This window comes from Pantoea sp. sgz302252, from assembly GCF_047713085.1.
GTDB lineage: Bacteria > Pseudomonadota > Gammaproteobacteria > Enterobacterales > Enterobacteriaceae > Scandinavium.
The window spans coordinates 1-23,325 of sequence record NZ_JBLFJW010000051.1; the positions used below are offsets into that span (position 1 = coordinate 1).

At 52.5% G+C, this 23,325-nt stretch carries 16 protein-coding genes and 1 pseudogene; 4 read left to right on the forward strand and 13 right to left on the reverse strand.

Going from position 1 to position 23,325, the window contains the following annotated elements:
- The 3 genes from ACLW56_RS23810 to ACLW56_RS23820 form a co-directional block, all read right to left on the reverse strand.
- Nucleotides 1–301: helix-turn-helix domain-containing protein (locus ACLW56_RS23810; protein WP_330983936.1), on the reverse strand; the 301-nt coding region annotated here is incomplete at its 3' end.
- A 71-nt stretch (nt 302–372) separates the two neighbouring features.
- On the reverse strand, nt 373–855 hold the full coding sequence (locus ACLW56_RS23815) for a transposase (protein WP_330982907.1): 483 nt from the start codon (nt 853–855) through the stop codon (nt 373–375).
- A 796-nt stretch (nt 856–1,651) separates the two neighbouring features.
- Nucleotides 1,652–2,794, reverse strand: coding sequence for a cytoplasmic protein (locus tag ACLW56_RS23820; protein ID WP_330986133.1), 1,143 nt, complete (start codon nt 2,792–2,794; stop codon nt 1,652–1,654).
- 150 nt (nt 2,795–2,944) lie between these two features.
- Here ACLW56_RS23820 and ACLW56_RS23825 point away from each other — a divergent pair, with 150 nt between their 5' ends.
- Entirely contained in the window at nt 2,945–4,492 is a 1,548-nt protein-coding gene (locus ACLW56_RS23825) for a bifunctional UDP-sugar hydrolase/5'-nucleotidase (RefSeq protein WP_330986134.1), read from the forward strand.
- Between the two features lie 260 nt (nt 4,493–4,752).
- Here the strand turns inward: ACLW56_RS23825 and ACLW56_RS23830 are convergent, their stop codons facing one another.
- The 10 genes from ACLW56_RS23830 to ACLW56_RS23875 all read right to left on the reverse strand — a co-directional run bounded on the left by ACLW56_RS23830 (nt 4,753) and on the right by ACLW56_RS23875 (nt 18,190).
- Nucleotides 4,753–5,055 carry a helix-turn-helix domain-containing protein gene (locus ACLW56_RS23830; RefSeq protein WP_330986123.1) on the reverse strand — a complete coding sequence of 101 codons (303 nt, stop codon included), beginning with the start codon at nt 5,053–5,055 and terminating at the stop codon, nt 4,753–4,755.
- Between the two features lie 3 nt (nt 5,056–5,058).
- A complete protein-coding gene (locus ACLW56_RS23835) occupies nt 5,059–5,412 on the reverse strand; it encodes a type II toxin-antitoxin system RelE/ParE family toxin (RefSeq protein ID WP_330986124.1) in 354 nt (117 codons plus the stop codon).
- Nucleotides 5,413–5,637: 225 nt separating this feature from the next.
- Complete coding sequence (locus tag ACLW56_RS23840) at nt 5,638–7,404, reverse strand: aminopeptidase P family protein (RefSeq protein WP_330986125.1); 1,767 nt, start codon at nt 7,402–7,404, stop codon at nt 5,638–5,640.
- Nucleotides 7,405–7,421: 17 nt separating this feature from the next.
- Nucleotides 7,422–8,876, reverse strand: a complete 1,455-nt coding sequence (locus ACLW56_RS23845) for an AMP nucleosidase (protein WP_330986126.1) — start codon at nt 8,874–8,876, stop codon at nt 7,422–7,424.
- A 247-nt stretch (nt 8,877–9,123) separates the two neighbouring features.
- Entirely contained in the window at nt 9,124–10,377 is a 1,254-nt protein-coding gene (locus ACLW56_RS23850; RefSeq protein WP_330986127.1) for an alginate export family protein, read from the reverse strand.
- Between the two features lie 49 nt (nt 10,378–10,426).
- The gene (locus ACLW56_RS23855) at nt 10,427–12,712 is read right to left on the reverse strand and encodes an aminoglycoside phosphotransferase family protein (RefSeq protein WP_330986128.1); all 2,286 of its coding nucleotides are present in this window, start codon (nt 12,710–12,712) and stop codon (nt 10,427–10,429) included.
- On the reverse strand, nt 12,699–14,597 hold the full coding sequence (locus ACLW56_RS23860) for an ABC transporter ATP-binding protein (RefSeq protein ID WP_330986129.1): 1,899 nt from the start codon (nt 14,595–14,597) through the stop codon (nt 12,699–12,701). The genes ACLW56_RS23855 and ACLW56_RS23860 overlap by 14 nt, the downstream gene beginning before the upstream one ends.
- Entirely contained in the window at nt 14,594–15,739 is a 1,146-nt protein-coding gene (locus ACLW56_RS23865; protein WP_330986130.1) for a glycosyltransferase family 4 protein, read from the reverse strand. The genes ACLW56_RS23860 and ACLW56_RS23865 overlap by 4 nt, the downstream gene beginning before the upstream one ends.
- On the reverse strand, nt 15,736–16,989 hold the full coding sequence (locus tag ACLW56_RS23870) for a glycosyltransferase family 4 protein (protein WP_330986131.1): 1,254 nt from the start codon (nt 16,987–16,989) through the stop codon (nt 15,736–15,738). Before ACLW56_RS23870 ends, ACLW56_RS23865 begins: the two co-directional genes overlap by 4 nt.
- Nucleotides 16,979–18,190 (reverse strand): glycosyltransferase family protein, encoded by a 1,212-nt coding sequence (locus tag ACLW56_RS23875; protein WP_330986132.1) that lies wholly within the window; start codon nt 18,188–18,190, stop codon nt 16,979–16,981. Before ACLW56_RS23875 ends, ACLW56_RS23870 begins: the two co-directional genes overlap by 11 nt.
- Before the next feature lie 495 nt (nt 18,191–18,685).
- Here ACLW56_RS23875 and ACLW56_RS23880 point away from each other — a divergent pair.
- From ACLW56_RS23880 to ACLW56_RS23890, 3 genes and pseudogenes are all read left to right on the forward strand, one after another.
- Nucleotides 18,686–19,580, forward strand: a pseudogene (locus ACLW56_RS23880) (IS5 family transposase).
- Between the two features lie 417 nt (nt 19,581–19,997).
- Complete coding sequence (tssI, locus tag ACLW56_RS23885) at nt 19,998–21,989, forward strand: type VI secretion system tip protein TssI/VgrG (RefSeq protein ID WP_415378121.1); 1,992 nt, start codon at nt 19,998–20,000, stop codon at nt 21,987–21,989.
- Between the two features lie 9 nt (nt 21,990–21,998).
- Entirely contained in the window at nt 21,999–23,180 is a 1,182-nt protein-coding gene (locus tag ACLW56_RS23890; RefSeq protein ID WP_330983246.1) for a DUF2169 domain-containing protein, read from the forward strand.
- The last annotated feature ends 145 nt before the right edge of the window (nt 23,181–23,325 follow it).

The window sequence follows — 23,325 nt, forward strand, 5'->3', positions numbered from 1 at the left end:
TTACCCGCGATGGCTTAGCCTGGCGACCCCGGAGGTGGACTTCCCCGGAACGACGCAGCACCCGGTAAAACGTCGATTCACTCGCAAGATAAATCCCTTTATCCGCCAGTCGCGGGACGATTTGCGACGGCGGCAGGCTGGCATATTCCGGTTGATGACAGACAGCGCGTATCTGCTGCTCTTCTTCCACACTCAGGCGGTTGGTGGGCTCCGGGCGTATCACTGTGGTTCTTCGGTCTTCCGGGGATTTTTGCCACCGTTGCCAGGTTCGTTCGCTGAGCTCAACTTCGCGGCAGGCCATCGCCCGACGTGCACCGGCAGCGACGGCCTCATTTATCCACCCGATAAATTGCTGCCTTTCATCACCCGGTATCAGTCGTCCTCGTCCGTTTCCCCGTAGTAGTCCCTGAGCTTTTTTCGTAACACCAGGAGCGCTGCCGCCTCCGCCAGAGCTTTGTCCTTACGAAGCAGTTCCTTTTTCAACTGCTTGTTTTCTTTCTGCACGTGTTTTAACGCTGCTTTATCATCACCAGAAGGAACCTGTAAAAAAGCCTGTTTCCACTGCGCTATCTGCGCAGAGTAAAGCCCCTTTTTACGGCAGTATTCGGCGATTTCCACTTCACTTAATGTGGTCGTTTCCACAATAACGGCGAGCCGCGCTTCGGCAGGCCACTGTTCACTATTTTTGTCTGCACCCGGCACCGGTTTCCCCTCTGTTTTAGCCTGATTACGCCAGTTATAAAGGGTAGCTTCCGATATCCCTTCCATCTGTGCAACAGCTGCGACGGTCATGTTGTATGGGGGCAGCAATTTTGCCAATGTGGTGGCTTTACGTTCCGGGGAAATACGTTTCATTTGTCACTCCATCACCCTCTGGATTTATTTTCAGAAGGGGGTGACAACTATGCTGACACTGAGGGATCATTACTGGTGGTGCTGTTTTTTCTTTGGATTCCAGTGGCAAAGATAAATTTATCGGTGAGATAGCACCATCTGACACAGGTTTAGCTTTGAAGTATTGCACAGATGCTCCGGGCCACAATTGTATAAGGGTATATGGTGTTCCAATGAAATCAGGAATTGTACACATTCGGGTATCTGGTGGGCTGTTTGGTACTAATGTTACGTCTGGGAGTCGGTTTGATAAAACCTATCAAATTACTATTAAAGGTGCGAAATGAGGGGCTTAAAAGGATATAAAGAGTCAAATCCATGCTGACTAATGCAATCAGCCACTTGGATGATATGGAAAATCTTTAAATGCACCTAATATCTTTCATGCTTTTGGCGTGCTCATCGCGCGCCGAATAACCTAGATATGAGCCGCCCGTGTATGTTCCGATGGTTGTTTCCGCGCTCTACATCACAAAATTTGGCAACCAAAACCTTTGGGGGCTTAACTGGTGGCTTCGCTTAACCCCGATAGGAAATTAATAAATAGAAACAGGTGGTTAAGCGCACAGTCGAGTCCAGTCAGAGAGCCATATTTGAGAAGCCTGCTCAGGAAACTGAGCAGGCTTTTTGCTTTTCTGCGTTTGCTACAACAAAGGGGTTATAAGGTGCGTTCGGTCTTCACGCGGTAGCGAATCAACATCAGAGCGGCAGTAGTGACGTTTTGAAATGGTCACGTCATCGAGGAAATTATCCAGTACTAATAGCCAGAAGGCGCTGTGATAAGTTCATCGTTATAATCCTGCGCCAGAGAACGTAGTATTTGCGTTACGCGCCCTGCGGATAATTGAGTACTGTGGGTAAACTTCGGTTGTTGATATAGCCAGTGGATAAAATACCTGCTGGCCGTTAAAGAGAGCGTTTTCGCGTTACCGCGGTCACCCCCTGTTAAGGGGCAAACCATCTTACGGTTTTTTCCCTGAACCCACAGTTGCCACTGACCTTGCCACCAACCATGTTGTGTTGTTCTCTGAAATTCCCAGGGTAGATAAATATTACTGTCATTTATCTCTTCTTCTATAAACCAAAGCTCACCTTGCCGTTGGCGAAACAGCTCTGCCCAAACAGTAATGACTGCTCCTCGTAGAAAGCTTTCGTGTGAAATAATATGTATCCTAACATCAGGAAAAAGAATGTTCAGTACTCGAAAATGTCCGTGAGCTGCAATAACTGGACGCAGCAACGCACCTTTGGCATTACGTTTCAGAACCGCACTTCCGTACTGAATTTCATCAAACTGGCTACGATGTAGAAATTGCGCCTCGCGCATATCAACACGCTGTACGATATCACTATGCTGTAAATCAGGCTCAGCTACCCCACGCCAGCGATACCGCAGAGTTTCACCCATGTCATGCTGAGTAAAATTTGTGGAGACATGAAGGACATTACCACGGACGGCATCGAAACTGAGCAGAACATACAGTTTCTGTTCTGTACTATTCCCTTGAAACGGCACGATGAGTGCAACCGTTTCAATTCGTTCTGGGAGCACTATTTTTCCTGGCTTTTGCTGTTTGGGGGTCCAGACTTTTCCGCACATGCGGCACTGAATTCGCTGCGTTCCCCGTGGATTATGCCCATAACAAATCGTTTTTTGGCAAAAACATTCAGGACAAAAATGACCGTTTTCCGAAGCATATGCCCTTAAGTGTCCAGACAGCCATTCATTAAATTGTTGCTCATCAAATAGCGGTGGATAACTCCCGCAGGCTCGACAGTGCAATGCCGGAAATCCCAGTCTGAAGTCTGGCCAGCTGTAATCTGCAGATGCTGATATGGGAAGCCCTAGATTGCGGCAACCAAACGATTTGCAGGTATTAATCGTAAATAGAGTCAATATCAGTCACCAACGATTTCAAGAGGTCGCTGATTTTGGCTCATCACTCCTGGTTGATTGTGTGAGCAGACTCGCATAAAAAATGCTTTCAGAACGTAAAGTAACGAATCTTTATATAACTGAAAGGAATGGGTTGTGAATATAAAATCGAATATAAATGTCGTTACCGTGGGTATTCTGCTGGCGTTACCCTTTTGGGCTTGTGCCAAGGATCTCACCCTTATTTATACCAATGATCTTCATGCTCACGTGGAGCCTTATAAAGTACCCTGGATTGCTGAGGGTAAACGAGACGTCGGTGGCTGGGCGAATATCACCACTCTGGTTAAAAAGGAAAAAGCAAAGCAAAAAGCAACATGGTTTTTTGATGCGGGCGACTATTTTACTGGCCCTTATATCAGTAGCTTAACGAAGGGTAAAGCAATTATTGATATTATGAATACCATGCCGTTTGACGTTGTCACGATAGGGAATCATGAATTTGATCATGGCTGGGATAATACGTTATTACAGCTAAGCCAGGCGCATTTCCCTGTGGTACAGGGCAACATATTCTATCAGAACAGCAGCAAATTATTCTGGGATAAACCTTATACCATCGTTGAAAAAGATGGCGTGAAAATTGGCGTCATTGGTTTGCACGGTGTGTTTGCCTTCAATGATACCGTTTCGGCGGCAACGCGAGTAGGCATTGAAGCCCGGGATGAAATTAAGTGGCTGCAGAGCTATATCGATGAACTGAAAGGAAAAGTCGATTTGACCGTATTGCTGGTTCATGAAGGCACGCCGGCGCGTCAGTCAAGTATGGGAGGAGTCGACGTCTACCGTGCACTGGATAAAGATATTCAAACGGCAAGTCAGGTGAAAGGGCTGGATATTCTGATTACAGGACATGCGCACGTTGGTACGCCAGAACCGATTAAAGTAGGCAAAACGCTGATCCTCTCGACCGACAGTGGCGGTGTTGATGTAGGGAAACTGGTACTGGACTACACGAAGCCGCATCAGTTCACGGTGAAAAAATTTGAGCTTAAAACCCTCTACGCGGATGAGTGGCAGCCCGATCCGCAAACGCAACAGGTCATTGATGGCTGGAATAAGAAACTTGATAAAGTGGTTCAACAAACGGTGGCGCAGTCGCCGGTTGAATTAACGCGTGCATACGGTGAATCAGCCTCTCTGGGGAATCTGGCAGCGGACGCTTTGCTGGTTGCCGCGGGGAAAAATACACAGTTAGCCTTAACCAACTCAGGCGGTATTCGCAGTGAGATCCCGTCTGGCGCAATTACGATGGGCGATGTGATTAGTACGTTCCCCTTCGCAAATGAATTGGCCACCATGGATCTCACGGGTAAACAATTGCGCACTTTGATGGAACATTCCGCAAGTTTAAGTAATGGTGTTTTGCAGGTTTCAAAAGGCCTGGAGATGAAGTATGACAGCAGTAAACCGATCGGTCAGCGGGTCGTTGAATTTACACTTAATGGCAAACCGATTGAGGATGCGACAGTCTACCCTATTGCCACCCAAAGCTTCCTTGCAGATGGCGGTGATGGTTTTGCCACCTTTACCGAGGGTAAAGCACGTAATACAGTTGGCGGTTACTATGTGTCTAATGCCGTGATTGATTACTTCAAGGCGGGTAACACCATTACGGATGAGCAGCTCAAGGGCATGCGCGTAGCGGATGTAAAAAAATAAAGACTGTCATGTCGAATATATTCCAGAGCAGACCAGAGTAGTGATGTGTTAATAAAACCCTGATTTGGGAAAAATAAACGGGGTAGTGAAGCTCAAAAAATAACGTGTATGTTCAGCCCGAGCTAAATGGGTGGTCTTGACAAGAGAAAAGTCAGGTATTGTTTTGGATCGTTATTGGCAACGACGCTCTCCGGTTGTGGAGCCAAATTTAGAAAAGTCCACTCAGGAAACTGAGCGGGCTTTTTGCTTTTCTGCATCCGCTACAGCTTAAAGCCGAAATGGGTGCCATCTGGCAATTCGATATCAAGATTGAGCTTGCAGCCTGTCGCTTCCACGTAACGTTTCAGAGAAGAGAGCTTGATATCGCGACCTTCCTTCTCCATGCCGGCGACAGTCGGTTGTTTAATGCCAAGCGCGTTAGCCATTTCCACCTGCGTTTTGTTCATTTTCTCACGCAGCTTCGACAGGTTGTAGTTGAGAAGTATCTCCTGGTAGATAGTCTCGGCTTCGGCCAGCACTTCTGGTTTTTCCTGGGCCAGAAGGTGTTCCAGTTTTATAACCATTTCTTACCTCGACTCATATAAATCGTTCAGATATTCGGTGTACTCATGATCGGCTAAGGGGATCATCACCTCATAAAAGCGTTTGTCATCGCCTGCCTTGTTCCCCGCGCAAAGCAACACGCTCGAACGGGAAGGGGAGAAGGCGAAAAATATCCTTAGTGGTTCGCCATGACTTTGAATGCGTAACTCTTTCATGTGGCTAAAGCGTGAATCTTTGACTGTGTCTGCATAAGGCCTGCAAAGCATTGGCCCCTCAGTCTTCAGGAGCCGCAGTGTGGCAATCACGCGTGCTCTTTGCTTATCGCTCAGGCTGCAATGCCATTTTTCATACGTTTCTGTGACTTCAATTTCCCACACGTTTCCACCTCAGTAATATAGGTTAAAAGCGATATAGGTGTAAACCTATATCGCAAGTGTGAAGAAAAATAAGCGGTAAAAAAACGAAGAATTGGTAAAACCACGAGGCACATTCAGAGGCGTTTTCACCTGCTGCATCAGCGTCATAAAACTTGCGAAGGGGATCGGACAAGGAAGTATTTGTCAGCCCGGCTAAGCAGTGCGCCGCCGGGCTTTTGGAGGGAATTAGCCGCGCTGTACCCGAACAGGTGCCGTTGCGCTAAACAGCCACGGCCGCGCATCGCTATCAACCAGCGGTGATAAGGTTTCGCGCACCTGCTGGTGGTACTCATCCAGCCACTGTTTTTCTTGCTCACTCAGCAGAGTGATGTCGACCTGGCTCAGATCGATAGGGATCAGCGTCAGTGAGGCGAATTTACAGAAGCCCGGCAGGGTATCGACCACTTCGACCTGGTTTTCAATACGAATGCCGTATTCCCCTTCCAGGTAGTAGCCCGGCTCGATGGTGATGATATTGCCTGCCGCCAACGGCCACGGGTTAACCTTTTTGGCGATGCGGTGCGGCGCTTCGTGGATTAACAACTGATGACCCACGCCGTGCCCGGTGCCGTGATCGAAATCAACGCCCAGCTCCCACAGAGAACGACGGGCAAAGGCATCCAGTTGGTGTCCAAAACTGCCCGACGGGAATTGCAGGGTGATCAGCGACAGAAAGCCTTTCAGCACTGCGGTGTAATGCAGTTTGCGCTGTTGATCCATGGGGCCAAATGCCAGTGTCCGTGTGGCATCAGTGGTGCCGTTGCTGTACTGGCCGCCGGAGTCATTCAGGTAGAAGCTGTCGGAGGTAATTGCCGTATTGGTGGCTTCGCTTGAGTGGTAATGGCACATCGCGGCGTTGGCTGAAGCCGCTGAAATCGTCCCGAAACTCATCTCGATAAAACCGTCCTGCTGTTCGCGGAAGGCGAGCTGCTTAGCTTGTGCCTCCAGCTCAGTTAACGGATTTCCTTCGGCAATACGAGCCGGAACTTCATGCGCCAGCCAGGCGAGGAAATTCACCCATGCGGCACCGTCTTTCTGGTGGCTGTCGCGATAGCCTGCAAGTTCGGCATCATTCTTGGTGGCTTTCATCAACGTGATGGGGTCTGCATCCCAATAGACTTCGCCGCCGTGCTGTTCTACGGCAAAACGCAGCGCGACAGGGGCGCTGTCCGCATCCAGTTGAATTCGCTTGCCCGACGCAATTTGTTGGCAGCGCGGCACCAGTTGATTCATCGGCGACAGCGTTAAACCAGAAAGCAGCGCCTGCGGCAGGTTCACGGTTTTTGCACTATCGACAAACCATTCCACATTGCCTTTGCGGCTCAACAGGACGAACGAGAGCGGTACCGGGCTGGTGGCGATATCCGCACCGCGCACGTTCAGCAACCAGGCAATGTTATCTGGCTGAGTGATGGCAAGATAATCGGCACCGTGGGCATCAAGCATGGCTGCGATGCGCTGGCGTTTGGCTTCACTGCTTTCTCCGGCCACGCTCAGCGGCATTTCACGGATCAAGCCACATGGCGCGGCAGGGCGATCGTGCCAGAGCGTGTTAAACAGATCTTCGGCGAGTGGCACCAGTGTGCAATCGGTGTTCTTCAAGACTTCATACTGGCTGTTGACCATCAGCATAGGATCGAAAGCGATGCGGCTGCCTGCCGGGAGATGGTTCTCCAGCGGATCGTTATGCAGGTGATGAATCTCCCAGCACTGAAGATCCACTTCATGACGAACCTGAACCTGATAGCGCCCATCAACAAAAATCAGGGCGCGATCCTGAAGGACCAGCGCGACCCCGGCGGAGCCAGAAAACCCGGACACCCATTCGAGTTTATTATCGTGCGGGGCGGCATATTCGCTCTGCCAGGCATCGGCACGGGGCACAATCATGCCATCCAGGCCGTGTTCAGCCAGGTAGCCTCGTAGGGCTGAAAGCGGGGAGGTCGTTTGCATTGTACTTGTCCTGTTCATTAGCGGAACGGCGGTTCGTTAAAGGTGCGCAGTTTGCGTGAGTGCAGTTTATCGCCCTCAGCTCGCAGCAAGTCGATGGCGCGGATCCCAATCTGCAAATGCTCAGAAATGGCACCTTCATAGAAGCGGTTTGCCTGACCCGGCAGCTTGATTTCGCCGTGAAGCGGCTTATCAGAAACGCACAGCAGCGTGCCGTATGGTACGCGGAAGCGGTAACCCTGAGCGGCGATGGTGGCGCTTTCCATATCGATGGCGACCGCGCGGCTCAGGTTGAAACGCAGCGCGGAGGCGGAATAACGCAGTTCCCAGTTACGGTCGTCGGTGGTGACAACGGTCCCGGTGCGCAGGCGATGTTTAACCTCTTCGCCAGGCATCCCGCTGACCTGTTTTGTGGCGTCGTACAATGCACGTTGCACTTCGGCAATACTTGGAATGGGGATGTCCGGCGGCAGAACCGCATCCAGCACGTGATCGTCTCGCAGATAAGCGTGTGCCAGCACGTAATCGCCAATGGTCTGGCTTTCACGCAGGCCGCCACAGTGACCAATCATCATCCACACATCCGGGCGCAATACGGCCAGATGATCGCAAATATTTTTAGCGTTGGCCGGGCCCACGCCGATGTTGATCAGCGTAATGCCCTGTCCGTCTTTGGTGATCAGGTGCCAGGCGGGCATCTGGTGTTTTTTCCAGGCCAGATCGGAGATGGCAGTTTCCGGTGCTTCAGTATCGGCGGTGATCCACACGCCACCGGCGCAAGACAGCGCGATATACGGGCTATCTGGATCCAGAATCTGGCTGCATCCCCAACGCACAAACTCATCCACATAGCGGGTGTAGTTGGTGAACAGCACAAACGGCTGGAAGTGTTCAACGGGCGTGCCGGTGTAATGGCGCAGGCGAGCGAGGGAGAAATCCACGCGGCGAGCGTCAAAGTGCGACAGCGGGTAAAGCTCGGTCGGGTGGAACAGACCATCGGCGGTCTCATCGCCAATCTGCGCTAAATCGGTGGTCGGGAAGTGGCGTGTTAGCCCGGCGCTCATGGAGCGATCCAGGGTTAACGTGGAGCCATCAATCACGTACGGATAAGGAATTTCATGTTCAGACAGTTCGACGGTGATGTTGGCACCGTAATCCTGATACAGCGACGTGAGCTGCTCAAGCAGATAGGGGCGGAAAAGTGTGGGTTGAGTAATGGTCGTTGTGTAGCAACCCGCATGCGTGAAGCGGCCCCAGGCGCGGGTCTTCAGGGCAGTGTGCGCTTCACCGTCCCAGGAGACGGACAGAGAAGGGTAGACGAATAACCCTTTTGCACGTTCTTCGGGAGTCGGCAGGGTGCTGTCGTTGATGTAACGACCAATCGCTTCCCGCAAAGCCGCGACCGATTGATTATAGAGCGCGTCGAGTCGTTCCAGCGCCTGTTCCGGGGTGAGGCCGGTAGCCTTATTGTTCATTATTCGCTCCATGTGTCTGCTCTCGGTTTTACCCGATAAAATGTCACAGGAATGTGACACAAAAGCCAGCGGAAAATGCCGAACAATGAAGGGAATGCAGAAAAGCAAAAAGCCAGCCCGAAAGCAGGCTTTGAGCATTTGGCCGCTCTGATAGGGAGCGAATCAGTGACAGAGGGAAGACATCGCAGTCCTGTTTTGCCGGTTTTTTAGGTGCACCAAAACAGGACCCTGGCACTGGAGGCGTTACCTAAAATGTCATTTCAAACTCCATGCCCACCGAATAAGCGTTGTCGCTGCGAGGGCTGTTTGTTTTGTCGGCAGACACAAAGCGTTTTGACGGCGCAAACATCCCGGCGATGGCTTCCACTTTTGTGTTATCGGTGGGTTCCCAGCCGAACACCACGTCCACGCCAGAACCTAAATAGCGGGTGTTTTGCCGATCGTATTGACTCTTTAAGGCCACGTTATTGCCCGAGATATCACCTGAGCTGGCCTGGCTGTAGGCATGATAAATGACATCCAGCGTGGCATTGCGGGTGACATTTATTCCCAGACCGGTGCTCACGATATGGATATTGGTTAAATCGGGATCTAACGTTTCACCGTAAATTTTGAATTTGGTCGCGCCGCCAAACGTGGCCTGGTTGTCGTGTAAGCCGGTTTGTCGGTAATCTTTGCTGCCAAACGCATAGCCCAGAGTCACTCTGGGTTTGATATCGCCATGATCAAACAGATACGTTCCTCCGATATCAACGGCGTAGCCGTTACCGGATTCACGATCTTTTGACATCCCCAGTTCAAGCCAGTGCTGTAACCCTTTTCTGGCTGGATTGTGAGAGCGCAGGCCGACATTGAGCTGTCTGTCATTGTTATCAGTATTATGTTGTGCCACAGCATAAGTGCCGATCTGCCATTTGTCCTCAAGGGTTCTGCGCAACATGATGCTGCCGATATTTTCTGTCTCGGTGTTGCGGGTGGTGCTATCCATTAAATCCTTTTGCCAGTAGTTTATCCGGCCTGCGGCGGCGTCAATAAACCAGTCTCGCATTTGGCTTTGCACATACACGCCGTCGAGATTTTCATCAAACAACCATTCCCGCTCATCGCGATAAAGCCAGCGTCCCAGTTTTAAATGGGTATAAGGAATAATCTCGTTTGTCATGCCAATATAAGCCTGGTTCAGTTCCAGTTTGGTCTGTTTTTCTGATTGCTCACCTGATTTACGCGTGGTTAGACGTTTCCATTCCAGTTCGGTTCTGCCATAGAGCGGGCTATCTTTCATCACCCAGGCGTTGAGTCGCAAAAGGGGTTCAAGTTCCAGCTCATTTTTTTTATTGTTACCCTCTCTGAGATTTTCGTTACGTAAATTAAAAAGCTCGACCTTGGCCCGTATCTCAATATCAATGATTTTTACGTTACTGGTCTGCTTCGTCGATTTGGGATCGTTTAATTCAGCCGCTTCGTTGGTGAAAGAGAGCAGAGGCGTTAATAACAATCCCATCCCTATTCTGGGTCTAATACGATGACATTTCATGGCGATAGACTTATTTTTATGGGTGATCTGCGGCGCAGGGCTGCAATTTATCTTCACAGAGCGTGAGCAGTTTTTCTGTGGTGTGGTAGCGATCGGCAAACTGGGTACTTAAATAAATATGCCGGGCTAATGACAGGGTGGTGAACACCTCAATGGTCTGGACGTCAAGATCCGGTGAATCCGCCAGAAAGGCATGAATAAACGCCTGTTCATGGCGGTGTAACCGGTGAATATCATCATAGCGTCGCAGCGCCCATTCACGAATGTGAGCCAGATAATTCCCGGCATCCAACGCCGGGGCGCTGGTACAGCACAGATCAAAATCCAGCAGGGTGATCTGTTGCCCAGTGTTCACAAGCACCTGATCGGGATAAAAGTCTCTGTGAACGCAGGTGGTCTTGTCCCAGTTCAGCAACATCCCTGCTTTTTGACAGGCGTCGAGCAAAAGAGTGAGGCGAGCTTGCCAGTGTGGGTAGAGTGCCGCGACTTTTTGCAATCCCTGTTGCAGGACGGCCAACTCATCGTTGAGATGCCACGTTTTTTCCTTTACGGCCTGCTGCAAAATATGATGCTGATGCAGCGTCGCAAGCGCTTTTCCCACCTGTTTTCCCAGGCAGGCCAACTGAGGTTCTTCAGGCACCAGTCGTTCGGTTAACGCACGGGCATTTACCTTGCGCTGTAGCCAGAGATTCCACGTGGGTAAGACGGCCAGAGGTTCGGGGACGCAAAAGGTGGCGGTATCATCCCAGCCATGTTGCCAGAGGATCTGTTGGTAGCGAAAAGCCGCGTTGTTGACCCCTTTTGCACTGTATTTTCCCAGCACCTCAAGAGGATGCTCAGCGATGGGCACGGTGAGCTGATACTCGATAATGGCCCGTCTTGCGGGTTTATGCCGTAGCAGATGGCAGGCCAGTACCTGGCTTTGCGGGGGCAGGTTTAATGCCTGGACCAGCGGTGCGGTCATCGCTGACGGTATGCGCAACTGAGTCAGGAGATCTTCCTGCGGCAGTGGCGTTGTCGCTTGCGTCACCCACAGCTGTACGCGGTCAAGCAGGGCCGTAATCTGCGCGGGCCAGTTTATCGCCCGGTTACGGAACGGTTCGGTCGCCAGACATAACAGCGCCCAGGCGGAATACCCTCTCAATGCCCGTTTATCCACAGGAGCAGGGCGGGAAGCCGAATAACTGCGCAGGAATGCCGACATCGCAATGTTGGCTGTCGTCCGTTGAATGACTTTCTGTATCACCTGCATATCAAGGCGTGCCTGAAACGAAGCCAAATCCACCAGTGGGGAACCGTAATCACAGCGGTCCCAATCGATAATACGCAATGGCCCGCCATCTGCAGGTTTCACCAGTTGATCGGCGGAGAAATCACCGTGGATCAACACCGGTGAGGATTGGCAGGCCAGCAGAGACTGCGCGACCGGGATCGCCAGTGCATGAAAGCGTCCTGCGCTGTGCGGCGCAATGGCGGCGAGTATATTCTGCACGCGCCATAGCGCCTGAATGTTGTCGCTCGTGCTGCGTTTATGCGGCAACGGAAAAGGTGTGTTTGTGTTATGCAAGTGAGCCAGAGTGCTGCCAGCGTCCTTCAGCGAGCGAATATTCAGCCCGTTTCCCTGTTCTGGCCCGAGACTTTCACCGTCTATCCAGCGGGTTGCCAGCATTCGCTGGCCTGCAACGGTGCCGGTCAGCGCGACGTGACCTAACGCGGTGCCTACTGTGGTTCCCTGTAACATCCGGGCATACTCTTTTTCACTGGCACAGCGCAAGACGGCGAGGGGCTTATCCTGACAGGAGAGCAGGATCACGCTGCGTCGTTCCGGCTTGTAACGCAGCAAACGCCACTCAATGCGTTCTGGCGTCGGGAAGTCCGGTAACAGCTGTCTGAACAGGAAATGGCGCGCTTCGTCATCTTTCAACTGTTGCAGACAACGCAGCGTGCGGTCGTGTAAGGGGGATTGCAGCAGGATCGCGTGTTCATGCAACGCCTGCGCATCGCCAGAGGCTATCAATGCCTGACGTTTCGGATGCTGCAAGGCCCGGGTAAAACGCTCAACGGTCAGTGCCTTGGCGAAATACGTTTTCTGTCGCCCTGAGCCTGGCGTGACAACGAGGCTTGCGGCACAACTGGTGCCGGGCTTATAGCGCAAATAGGCCACGGTGACAGACTGCGCATCCTGCAGGGTGGGAAGCTGCCGTAGCGAGGCGAGCAGGGCGGTGTTATCCAGCAGCAGAGCCAGACCGGGTAATGGGCGATCCTGCGCGATGATACGAAGATCGGCTTTAGGTAATGTCATAAGTGTATCTCGCCTCCTTGCGGGGGTCAGTCGTTCGTTGCGGCTGGGGGGAATGAGGCAACGGTGAGTGCTGAAGCTGCCAGAATTCCCGATAGCGACCTCTCATGGCTAACAAAGCGTCATGAGTGCCTTGCTCGGCGATCGTACCGTTATCAATAAACAGGATGCGATCGGCCCTCGCGGCGAGGGACAAATTATGCGTAATCACAAGGCAGGTGCGGCCCCGCATCAGACGTAACAAGGCATGGATGACAAGGGCTTCATTTTTACTGTCCAGCCCAACGCCGGGTTCGTCCAGGATCAGAAAGGGTGTGTTGCGGATGGCGGCCCGGGCAATGGCAATGCGCTGTCGTTGTCCGCCGGAGAGCGAATGGCCTTTCTCGCTGATAAGGGTGTCGTAGCCTTGCGGCAGCGCCATAATAAAGTCGTGGGCGTTGGCTAACTTCGCGGCAGCGATCGTCTCCTCTTCGGTGACGTCACCGTGTGCCGCCAGCGTGATGTTCTGGCGTACCGTGATGCCAAACAGGAGATTATCTTGCGGGACATACCCTATTTGTTGGCGAATGCTTTCAATGGTGTAATTGCGAATATCCTGGCCGGCAATTTCAATCGTTCCGGCGTCGGGATCGTAAAGCCGCAAAAGCAGGTTAATGAGGGTCGATTTCCCCGCGCCAGAGGGCCCGGTGATCGCCACAAACTGCCCGGCAGGGAGCTGAAAGCTGGCCCCTTGCAACGTGCTGGCTATGGCTGGCGCATTCTCCGTCTGATAGCTGAAGTGGACGTCGTGAAAGCGGATATCACCGGGGGTGGTGGCCAGTACGGTAGCATTGGGGCGATCACCGCTGGCCGGTGGTTGGTTCAGCAGATCGACAATACGTTCTCCTGCCGTGACCGCTTTTGATAAACGTCCGGTGTACTTTGCGTATTCCCGGACAGGGCGGAAGGCATTCTTCATGTAAGAGAGAAAAACCAGCAGATCGCCGGGCGACATGCGGCTTGCCAGCACGTCCATCGAACCGTTTAACAACACCATGCCGGTGGTGAACGCGAGCAGGATATCAACGCGTCGCTCCAGGCCGGAGGTGAGGCGTTTGGTTTGTACGTTTTGTCTCAGGCTTTGTGCATCATCGGCGCGCAGGCTTTTTATTGTGCTGGATTCCAGCGACAGCGCCTGAACGGTGGCAATGCCGCTGATGTATTCAGCCACTTTGGCTGCCAGTACGCCTTCTCGTTTACGTTGCCCCCGGCTGACATCACTGATTTTTCGGCTGGCGCGGCGCGTCATCCATACCAGTAAGGGCAGGGGCAACAGGGCCACCAGCGTCAGTTTCCAGTCAAGAAAAAGCATGATACCGAACATCCCCAGCAGGATAATCAGGCTGGAGAGCAGCGGCATCAATGCGCTGATGGTCACTTCGCGCAGCATGGCAATGTCATTGACCAGGCGCATCGTCAAATCCCCCACTTTCGCCTGATGGTGAAATTTTAACGGCAGGCGCAGCAGGTGCGTAAAGAGATCCAGACGGATCTCGCTGAGTACGCGGCTGCCTGCCAGCGCCAGGCCAACGGTGCTGAAATAGCTAATGGATGCCCTGAGCACCGCAATGACAATCACCGCCCCAGCGCAAAACCACAGGCTGGTGTGTTGGCTCCAGCTGGCTAACGCGGCCAGTTTGTCGGGGACGTTGTTGGCGGAAATCTCTTCCGCCACGATCAGGTCAATCGCAAACGCCAGTGGCCATGGCTCCAGCAGGCGAATGCCTGTCGCCACCAGCAGGGCCAAAAAAGCGCCCTGAAGCACCCTTTTTTGCTTAAGGATATAGGGCAGGAAGATGCGGAACATCCTGGCTTTGCTGCCTGATGGCAGTGTGTGACTCTGGCTCATGATAAACCTGCCAGGTGCCATATCGTCGCCGTGATGTTATCCCAGCTTTGTGTTTGTTCTACCTGCTGACGCCCCGCATTACCCAGCTTTCGGGCAAGCGTCGTATCGTCCAGAAGGCGTTCTATCGCGGTACACAGCGCCAGGGGATCGTCTGGTTCAACCAGCAGACCGGTTTTTTCGTCATCAACGATCTCCGACAGATGTCCCACTCGCGTGGTGATCACCGGCAATCTGGCCGCCATGTATTCATAGATTTTCAGCGGTGAAAAATAAAACCCCGGCAGCTGTGGATAAGGGGCAACGGCGATGTCCATTTGGGCCAGTAAGTCGGGAACGCGAGCGTTTTCCACGGCACCAGAGAAGTGACAGAACGGGAGCAGACCACGCTGTGCCAGCTGCTGATGAATTAATGGGTACTCGGGGCCATCGCCCACGACAGAAAGTCGGACCGGACGACCACGCTGATGGAGCAGGTCGAAGGCCTCAATCAGGGTATGGATGCCATGCCAGGGTTTCAGGGAACCGAGAAAGCCAATCACCGCATGCTGGCGTGTTGACGGCATGGGGATCGGGAAGCGAGTGGGATCAACACCGTTAGCGACAACATGCGTCTTGTTGGCTGTTTCAGGCAGCGTTTCCAGCCAGCTTTTGACGCCCGGCGAGACGGCGATGAGGGTATCCGCGTTTTTTAGCACCTGACGTAATGTCTGTTCAGCCTCCTGTTCCAGCGGCATTTCCCTGTATTTGCGCTGTTCTTCGATCAGCGGCGCATTCACTTCCAGAATGCCCGTTATGTTTGCCTGACGGGCAAACGTCATTCCGGCGTGGCTCCACAGAGAATAGCGCTCGTAGATAACGTCGTACGGCCCGGTTAAAGTCAGTTGTTCTGTCAGCCAGGGATTGGCATCCAGGGCTTGTCGCGCCCGGCTTTCTGCGTGGGTGTTCGCAGGCAGGGCTGGCAGTTGCACCAGCCTGACGCTCCGGAGTATTTCGGGAACAGGCCCGCCCGTGCGTTGCGCGAAAAGCGTGATATCCAGGCCGCGTTTGACCAATGAGCGCAACACTTCCTGGATGTGCACCGAGGCCCCTTTGCTGCCGAAAACGGGAATGCCGGGATCGGCACAGATATAGGCGACTCTCACAATACACTCTCCTTTGCGCTGAACCCGGCCCGTGTTTTTTCCTCAATGGATGATGTAAAGACGCTGCGAAGCTGCACCGTATTTTTGTCGATGTCATAGTGCTGTTCGATGCGTTTTCTGGCCTGCTGTGACAGGTAAACACGGGTTCCGGCTTCATCAAGTAAACGCGCTATGGCACTGGCGAGGGCATGGGGATCGTGGGGGGCGACGCATAACCCGGTTTCCCCGTCCGTCACCAGTTCAGGAATGCCGGCAACGTGCGTGGAAATCACGGGTGTCCCCAGCGCCATGGCTTCCAGCAGGATGGTCGGAAGCCCGTCCCGATCGCCTTCTTCGCTGACAATGCAGGGGGCGACTACCATCGCCGCGTTTTGCATAGCGCTGATGATCTCGGGCTGCGGTTTTGGGCCTGTGAGGGTCACCAGATGTGCAACGCCTGCGGACTGAATGCGCTCGGTCAGCGCGGCCTGCAATGGGCCGTAGCCGATAAGGGTACAGTGGCAGTCGATATTGCGGGCGTGCAGAACGGCGAGGGCATCAATCAATATGCCGAAGCCTTTCTTCGCGACCAGGCGGCCAACCGCCAGAATATGGCGCGTCTCCAGCCCCTGCGGTGAATAGGGGAAATTGACCAGATCGATTCCGTTATAAATACGGATCGCACGGTCAGCAGCATTTCCGTACTGGGCTTTGAGATATTGCAGGTTGTAATCGGAAACGGTGATCGCCCGGGCGGCATCGCGCAGCTTCCGCGCCATATCGGTGGTTTCTTCATACGGGTAATAGATGTCTTTAGCATGTGCGGTAAACGTGTAACTGATGCCGCTCAGTCGGGCGGCCAGGCGAGCGACCGTGGTGGCTCGTGTGCCAAAATGAGCATGCAGGCACTGGATGCCCCGTTCGCGTACGGCCAGTGCAATCATAATGGCCTGAGCAAACTCATGAACATTGTGATGACGTAAAAGAAACAGATTCCCGGCAAAGTGGGGCAACTGCTGGTGGGCGGTATGCAATAAGTCCCAAAAGCTTTCGGTGTTGCGCTGTTTGTCGTTGAGGCGAGTGACGGGAGCCTGCACCCTGGCGATATCGTGCTGGAAGTGAGGTTCATCAACCGGACCGAGCGCGAAAATCGCTATTTGGGTACCCGCCCGTTCGTGTGCCAGTATTTCATTCACCACGAAAGTTTCGGAAAAACGAGGGTAGCGTTTCAGCACGTAGCCCACGTAAAGCGGGGGGGATTTACTGTGCATTGAGCGCCTCCTGCCGGGCATCGGCGGCTTTTTTTCTTGATTGCAAAAGGCGCTTAATGTTGCCGGTAAACGTCGACAATCCGCTGAAATCCAGCGAACGGCGTGGATCGGGAGGAGGATTTTTTTCTGCCAGCCACTGGTTGAGGGCCGCCAGGCTAAGCTCTTCTGGATGTATGCACGACACCAGGCGCATTTCTGCCAGCCGTTTTGCCCGTATCCACTGCTCCTGGCGGGGCGATACGCGGGGAACAATCAACGCGCGCTTATGGAAGGATAATATTTCCGTGGTGGTGTTATAGCCGCCCATGGCCACCAGGCATTCGGCCTGACGCATCAATTCCAGAGGTTCAACAACAAATCGCACTACCAGCAAATTGCGGCGTACATCGGCAATTTTTTGCAGTTGTTCCCTTTCCTCTGCGGGCATCATCGAGCCTGTGATAAGCACGCCCATCATCCCGGCGGGAAACGTGGCGCTGGCAAACGTCGTCGCCAGTTCGTAGCCATCCTGCCCGCCGCCGACCATGCACAGGACGTAGGGTTGCTTGATCCCTGATAATATTTCCTGCGGTCTGGCACGCTTTCGTGGGCGACATGCGGCATCCAGATATCCCATAAAAGACACCTTTTTGCGCAGTTCGCTATCAAAGTTGTAAGCGTGGGCTATATCGTAAAAGGTGCGGTCGCCATAGACCCACAGAGAGGAAAAGTAATGACGAATTGTCTCGGCATTTTTTAATTTATCCCATTGGCGCTGCACGGCCGCAGGTTCGTCGATGATATCGCGTAACCCTAAAATCAGATGGGTATGCTTATGGGCTAATACAGGCAGGATGCTATCCAGTTCGGACATCGCCCCCCGGGGAACGTTGTCGACGATGAAAATGTCAGGTTTAAAGGTTTCCATTGCCGCATGAATAACCTGAGAACGCAGGGCGGTTAATCTGCGTGTGTTGTGGCCTAATGAGCGGGGAGAATAATCACCGGCCGCATTTTTAAAATAACCGGGTAGGGTAATGACATCAGCGCCTTTGGGTAAATTATAGTTACCAAACTCGCTGACGCCGCCAATTAATAACACTTCTGCATTGGGAATGGATTTTAATACTTCACTGGCTAACAACATGTTTCTTCTGACGTGCCCCAATCCCATCGTGTCGTGGGAGTAAAAAGCAATCCTGGGTGCTCGAGTGACATCCATTTAACACTCCATTTGTTTTATATGTAAAATAATTAACACAACTTGTGTTATTCCATTTTTCATTGGCGGAAAAATATAATGGTTCTGATATAATATTAAGTTGTAACTAATGGATAAACATTATGTTTGGCATTTTTGGAGAATGCTCACTCCCTTTAAATAGGAATTTTCTTAATCCTATCTATTTGAAGTTGGATGTATTTAACATATTCCGTGATGAATGGTATAATAATGGAAGTGAATATATCAGTGTGTGTGGAAAGGAATAGAGAATAATGTAAATGAACAAATGTAAACTGTGTAAGTTAATTAACCTGTTTCAGATTGGCGTTAAATTTCGAAGGTTGTGATGAAGGTTGAACATTTCGATTTTCACAGATGACTGAATGACTTTTATATGACTAAGAGGGAAGCGTCGTTGAGTGCAAAGGGATGCTTACAAGAAAATATACGGACGGCGGTAGGCTTTGTTGAATAAATCGAACTTTTGCTGAGTTGAAGGATCAGATCACGCATCATCCGGCAACACTGGTCGTTCCGTGGCAAAGCAAAAGTTCAAAATCACCAACGGGCCCACCTACAACAAAGCCCTTATCAACCGTGGCTCCCTCACTTTCTGGCTGGACAATGAAGCGATTCAGGCCTGGTATGAGTCGGCAACGCCTTTATCACGGGGAAGACCTCAGCGCTATTCTGATCTCGCCATCACCACCGTTCTGGTGATTAAACGCCTATTCCGGCTGACCCTGCGGGCTGCGCAAGGTTTTATTGATTCCATTTTTTCCCTGATGAACGTTCCGTTGCGCTGCCCGGATTACAGCAGTGTCAGCAAGCGGGCAAAGTCGGTTAATGTCAGTTTCAAAGCACCCACCCGGGCTAAAGGTCTTTGGGGAAGGCGAATGGAAAGTCAAAAAGCACGGCAAAGAGCGCCGTCGCATATGGCGTAAGCTGCATCTGGCTGTCGCTGAACAACGTCACGGACTCAGAAGCCTTCCCGGGTCTTATCCGGCAGACTCACAGAAAAATCAGGTCAGCCGCAGCAGACGGGGCTTACGACCCCCGGCTCTGTCACGATGAACTGCGGCGTAAGAAAATCAGCGCGCTTATCCCTCCCCGAAAAGGCGCGGGTTACTGGCCCGGTGAATACGCAGACCGTAACCGTGCAGTGGCTAATCAGCGGCTGACCGGGAGTAATGCGCGGTGGAAATGGGCAACAGAGTATAATCGCCGCTCGATAGCGGAGACGGCGATGTACAGGGTAAAGCAACTGTTCGGAGGTTCACTGACGCTGCGTGACTACGATGGTCAGGTAGCAGAGGCTTTGGCCATGGTGCGTGCACTGAACAAAATGACGAAGGCAGGTATGCCAGAGAGCGTCCGTATCGCCTGAAAACACGACGCGCTACGGGGATACTTGCCCGAAATCTGATTTATTCAACAAAGCCCCGCAACTCAGCAAAAGTTCGATTTATTCAACAAAGCCTAATCGCATGAATATATCGATCGTTATTCGCTTTTATTATATTAGTACTCAGGTTTAAGTGGTTTTTGTATTATTTAGAAACAAAATAAGAATATGAGATAAACACGAAATGCAAGTGCGATATCGTACTTTACCCTTAAGCCTGACCACAAGCGGTTTATCGCGTCATTAATAGTTCGTCGGAGAGATGAAAATAAAAACCTCTGAAAATTAAAGGTAGTATTGAAATAAAACAATGACCCAATAAGAAAATGCAGTACAGCGAAATAGCTGGCGGCAGTGTCGCGTGCATCGGGTCGTGAATTATTCATCTCAGGAGGTTTTATGTCATTACAGGGGCTGCGTTTTACACTCGACGTCGATGGCCAGGATGCCGATACATTTGCGGTGACACATTTTTGGCTGGGGCAGAACAATTCCCTGCCATTTGTCCTCGACGTGGAGGTTGCCAGCAAGAATTTTAATCTGGAGGCAAAAAGCCTGCTGGAGAAAAAGGCCACGCTGACTATCTGGCAGGGGGACAGGGCGCTGCGCTATGTCACCGGTGTCGTCTCCAGTTTTGGCATGAAAGAAAACACCCGCTGGCAGATGCTCTACCGTTTTCGCATCCAGCCGCCCCTGTGGCGCTGTGGTCTGCGTCAGAATTTCCGCATCTTCCAGCAGCAGGATATCAGGACTATTTCAGCGACACTACTTGGCGAAAATGGTGTGACCGACTGGGCACCGTCTTTTTATGCCAGCCACGCAGCCCGTGAGTTCTGCGTTCAATACGGTGAGAATGACCTGGAATTTTTATCCAGGTTGTGGGCCGAAGAAGGTATTTTCTTCTTTGACAAGTATTCACCCGATGGCCCGACTCAGAAACTGGCGCTCTGTGATGATGTGGCGGGACTGGCCTCCATAGAAGAAGCGCTTGCTTTCAACCCGAACACCACGACGGATGTGAGCCGTGAATGTATCAGCGCGTTTCACTATGAAGCGAGTGTTCGCCCCTCCTCGGTACTGAGCAAGGATTACACCTTCAAAACCCCTGGCTGGGAAGGGAAGTTTAACCAGAAAGGCGAAAACCTGAACGGCCAGTACTCACAATACGAAATCTATGACTATCCGGGGCGTTTCAAGGACGAGGGCCACGGGCAGGATTTTACCCGCTATCAGATAGAGGCATTACGCAATAACGCGGAAACCGCCAGTGGTATCAGCAACTCGCCGAAACTCTGGCCAGGAACGCGTTTTACGCTGAAAAACCATCCGCAGGAAACGCTTAACCAGGAATGGCAGGTGATCAGCAGCACCCTGACTGGCTCGCAGCCGCAGGCGCTGCATGGCAGCCAGGGGCGTGGAACCACCCTGGAAAACCGGTTCACGGTCATTCCGGCCGACCGCACCTGGCGTCCACGTCTTCATTCCAAACCCAAAGTGGATGGCCCGCAAAGCGCCATCGTCACCGGCCCGGCGGGTGAGGAAATTTTCTGCGACGAGCATGGTCGCGTGCGCGTGCAGTTTCACTGGGATCGGTATAACCCTAAGGATGAAACCAGCTCCTGCTGGGTACGTGTCTCGCAGGCATGGGCAGGCACCGGATTCGGTAACCTGGCTATTCCGCGTATAAACCAGGAAGTAATAGTGGACTTCCTTAATGGCGACCCTGACCAGCCCATCATTATGGGGCGTACCTATCACCAGGATAACCGCTCACCAGGTGGCCTGCCCGGCACCAAAACCCAGATGACCATCCGTTCAAAGACCTACAAAGGCAGTGGCTTTAACGAACTGCGCTTTGAGGATGCGACCAGCAAAGAACAGCTCTATATGCACGCCCAGAAAGACATGGTGACCGAGGTGCTGCATGACCGGACGACCACGGTAAAACACGATCACACCGAAACCATCACCAATAACCAGACTGTCACGGTCGGCGTCGGCCAGACGGTGAATGTCGGCAGCAAAAAGGAAGGCGGGCACGATCAGAAAGTCACTGTCGCCCATGACCAGACTATCACCGTCCAGAATAACCAGAAGCTGGATGTCAAAGAGAAGCGCACGAAAGATGTTGGCGGCGACCAGGAAACAACCATCACGGGTAATGATACCGAAACCGTAAAACAGGCACAGACCATCACGGTAAATAAAACCTACAAGCTTGATGTCACCAATACCGCCACCATTCAATCTGGCGACAAAATTGAGCTGACGTGTGGTGCCAGCTCCATCACGCTGGAGTCTGGAGGAAAGGTCACCATCAGCGGAACGGAATTCGAATTTACGGCCAGCGGCCCGGCCAATATCAAAGGCAAAGACGTATTCATCAACTGAGGCAGGAAAATGGAATTTCGCAATCTGACGCCGTTTTCAGTGATGGAATATGCGATGGACGACAAGCATAACGAGCGCCATCGCGTCGTTGTCATGAAAACCGGCTTTCGGCTGATACAGGATGAAAAGGGTCGATGGCGGACGCAACTGATGGAAAACCCGCCGCTGCCACTCTGTGTGGAAGATGAGTATTCCGGAGAAATGAATGTTTCGCCGGTACTGCGTGAAAGTGACCTTGCGCCCCTGAAACCCGCCTGTGACATCATCGTCAATGGAACAGCTTACACGCCGGGTGGCGTCGCCGCGCCGGAAATGACGGCGGGCGTGCTGATGCGTTCACCCTCAGGTGACGTCATTCTGGATAAAAAACTACAGGTGACGGGAAAACGCTTTTACCAGCGTCATGCCTTAACCGGGCAATGGTACGAAACTGAACCCGAGCCGTTCACTTCATTGCCACTGGATTACCGTTATGCCTTTGGCGGCGAATGCCGCATTGAGGCTGATAGTGAGTATGCCGGGCGTATTCCTGAAGAATATCGTCTGACCGATGCCCAGCGCCGTGAACATCCTGACCCGGATAACCCACCCCTGGCGCATATGGCCTGCCCGGTCAATCCACTGGGGCTGGGTTACGCACAGCCGTGGCATCTGCAAGCCTGTGGCATTCACCAGGTCGAAGCGCCACGCATTATCGCCACCGACAGCCCGTTCACCCTGAAACAGTTTATGGCCTGTCTTGACGGAAAGGCTGACTGGTTTGCGCCTGAATTTCAGCCTGCGGGTTTTGGTGTTGTGGGTCGTACATGGTGGCCGCGCCTGCTGCTGGCAGGTACTTATGACCAGGAGTGGCTGGAAACACAGCATCCTGAGCTGCCGGATGATTTTGATTTTAATTACTGGAACTGCGCCCCGGATGACCAACGTATCCCTTTTCCATTACCGGGACCGGAGTTTGTACTGACGGGTTTTCGTCCGAATGGTGATATCCATTTCACCCTTCCAGCACACCAGGGGCGCCTGTTGCTGCGGGCCATGAGCGGGCACCGCATGCCGCTGCCTATGCTGCTGGACACCGTGGAAATCAATACTGACACACTGACCGTGGCGCTGACCTGGCGCTTTCTGCTGCCAAACAACACGCCACCGGTGCGGGTGCTGGAAGCACGATACAGAACACGGAGCGCATAAATATGGCCGATAACTATACTGCCCGCCAGAGCGGAGCATGGACCGTCGTCAGCACCAAACCGGATGTGTGTAAAACCCCTAAAGGCTCTTCCACACCGCCGATCCCCTATCCGGTGACAGCCAATATGGCGACGGCCGTGGGGGT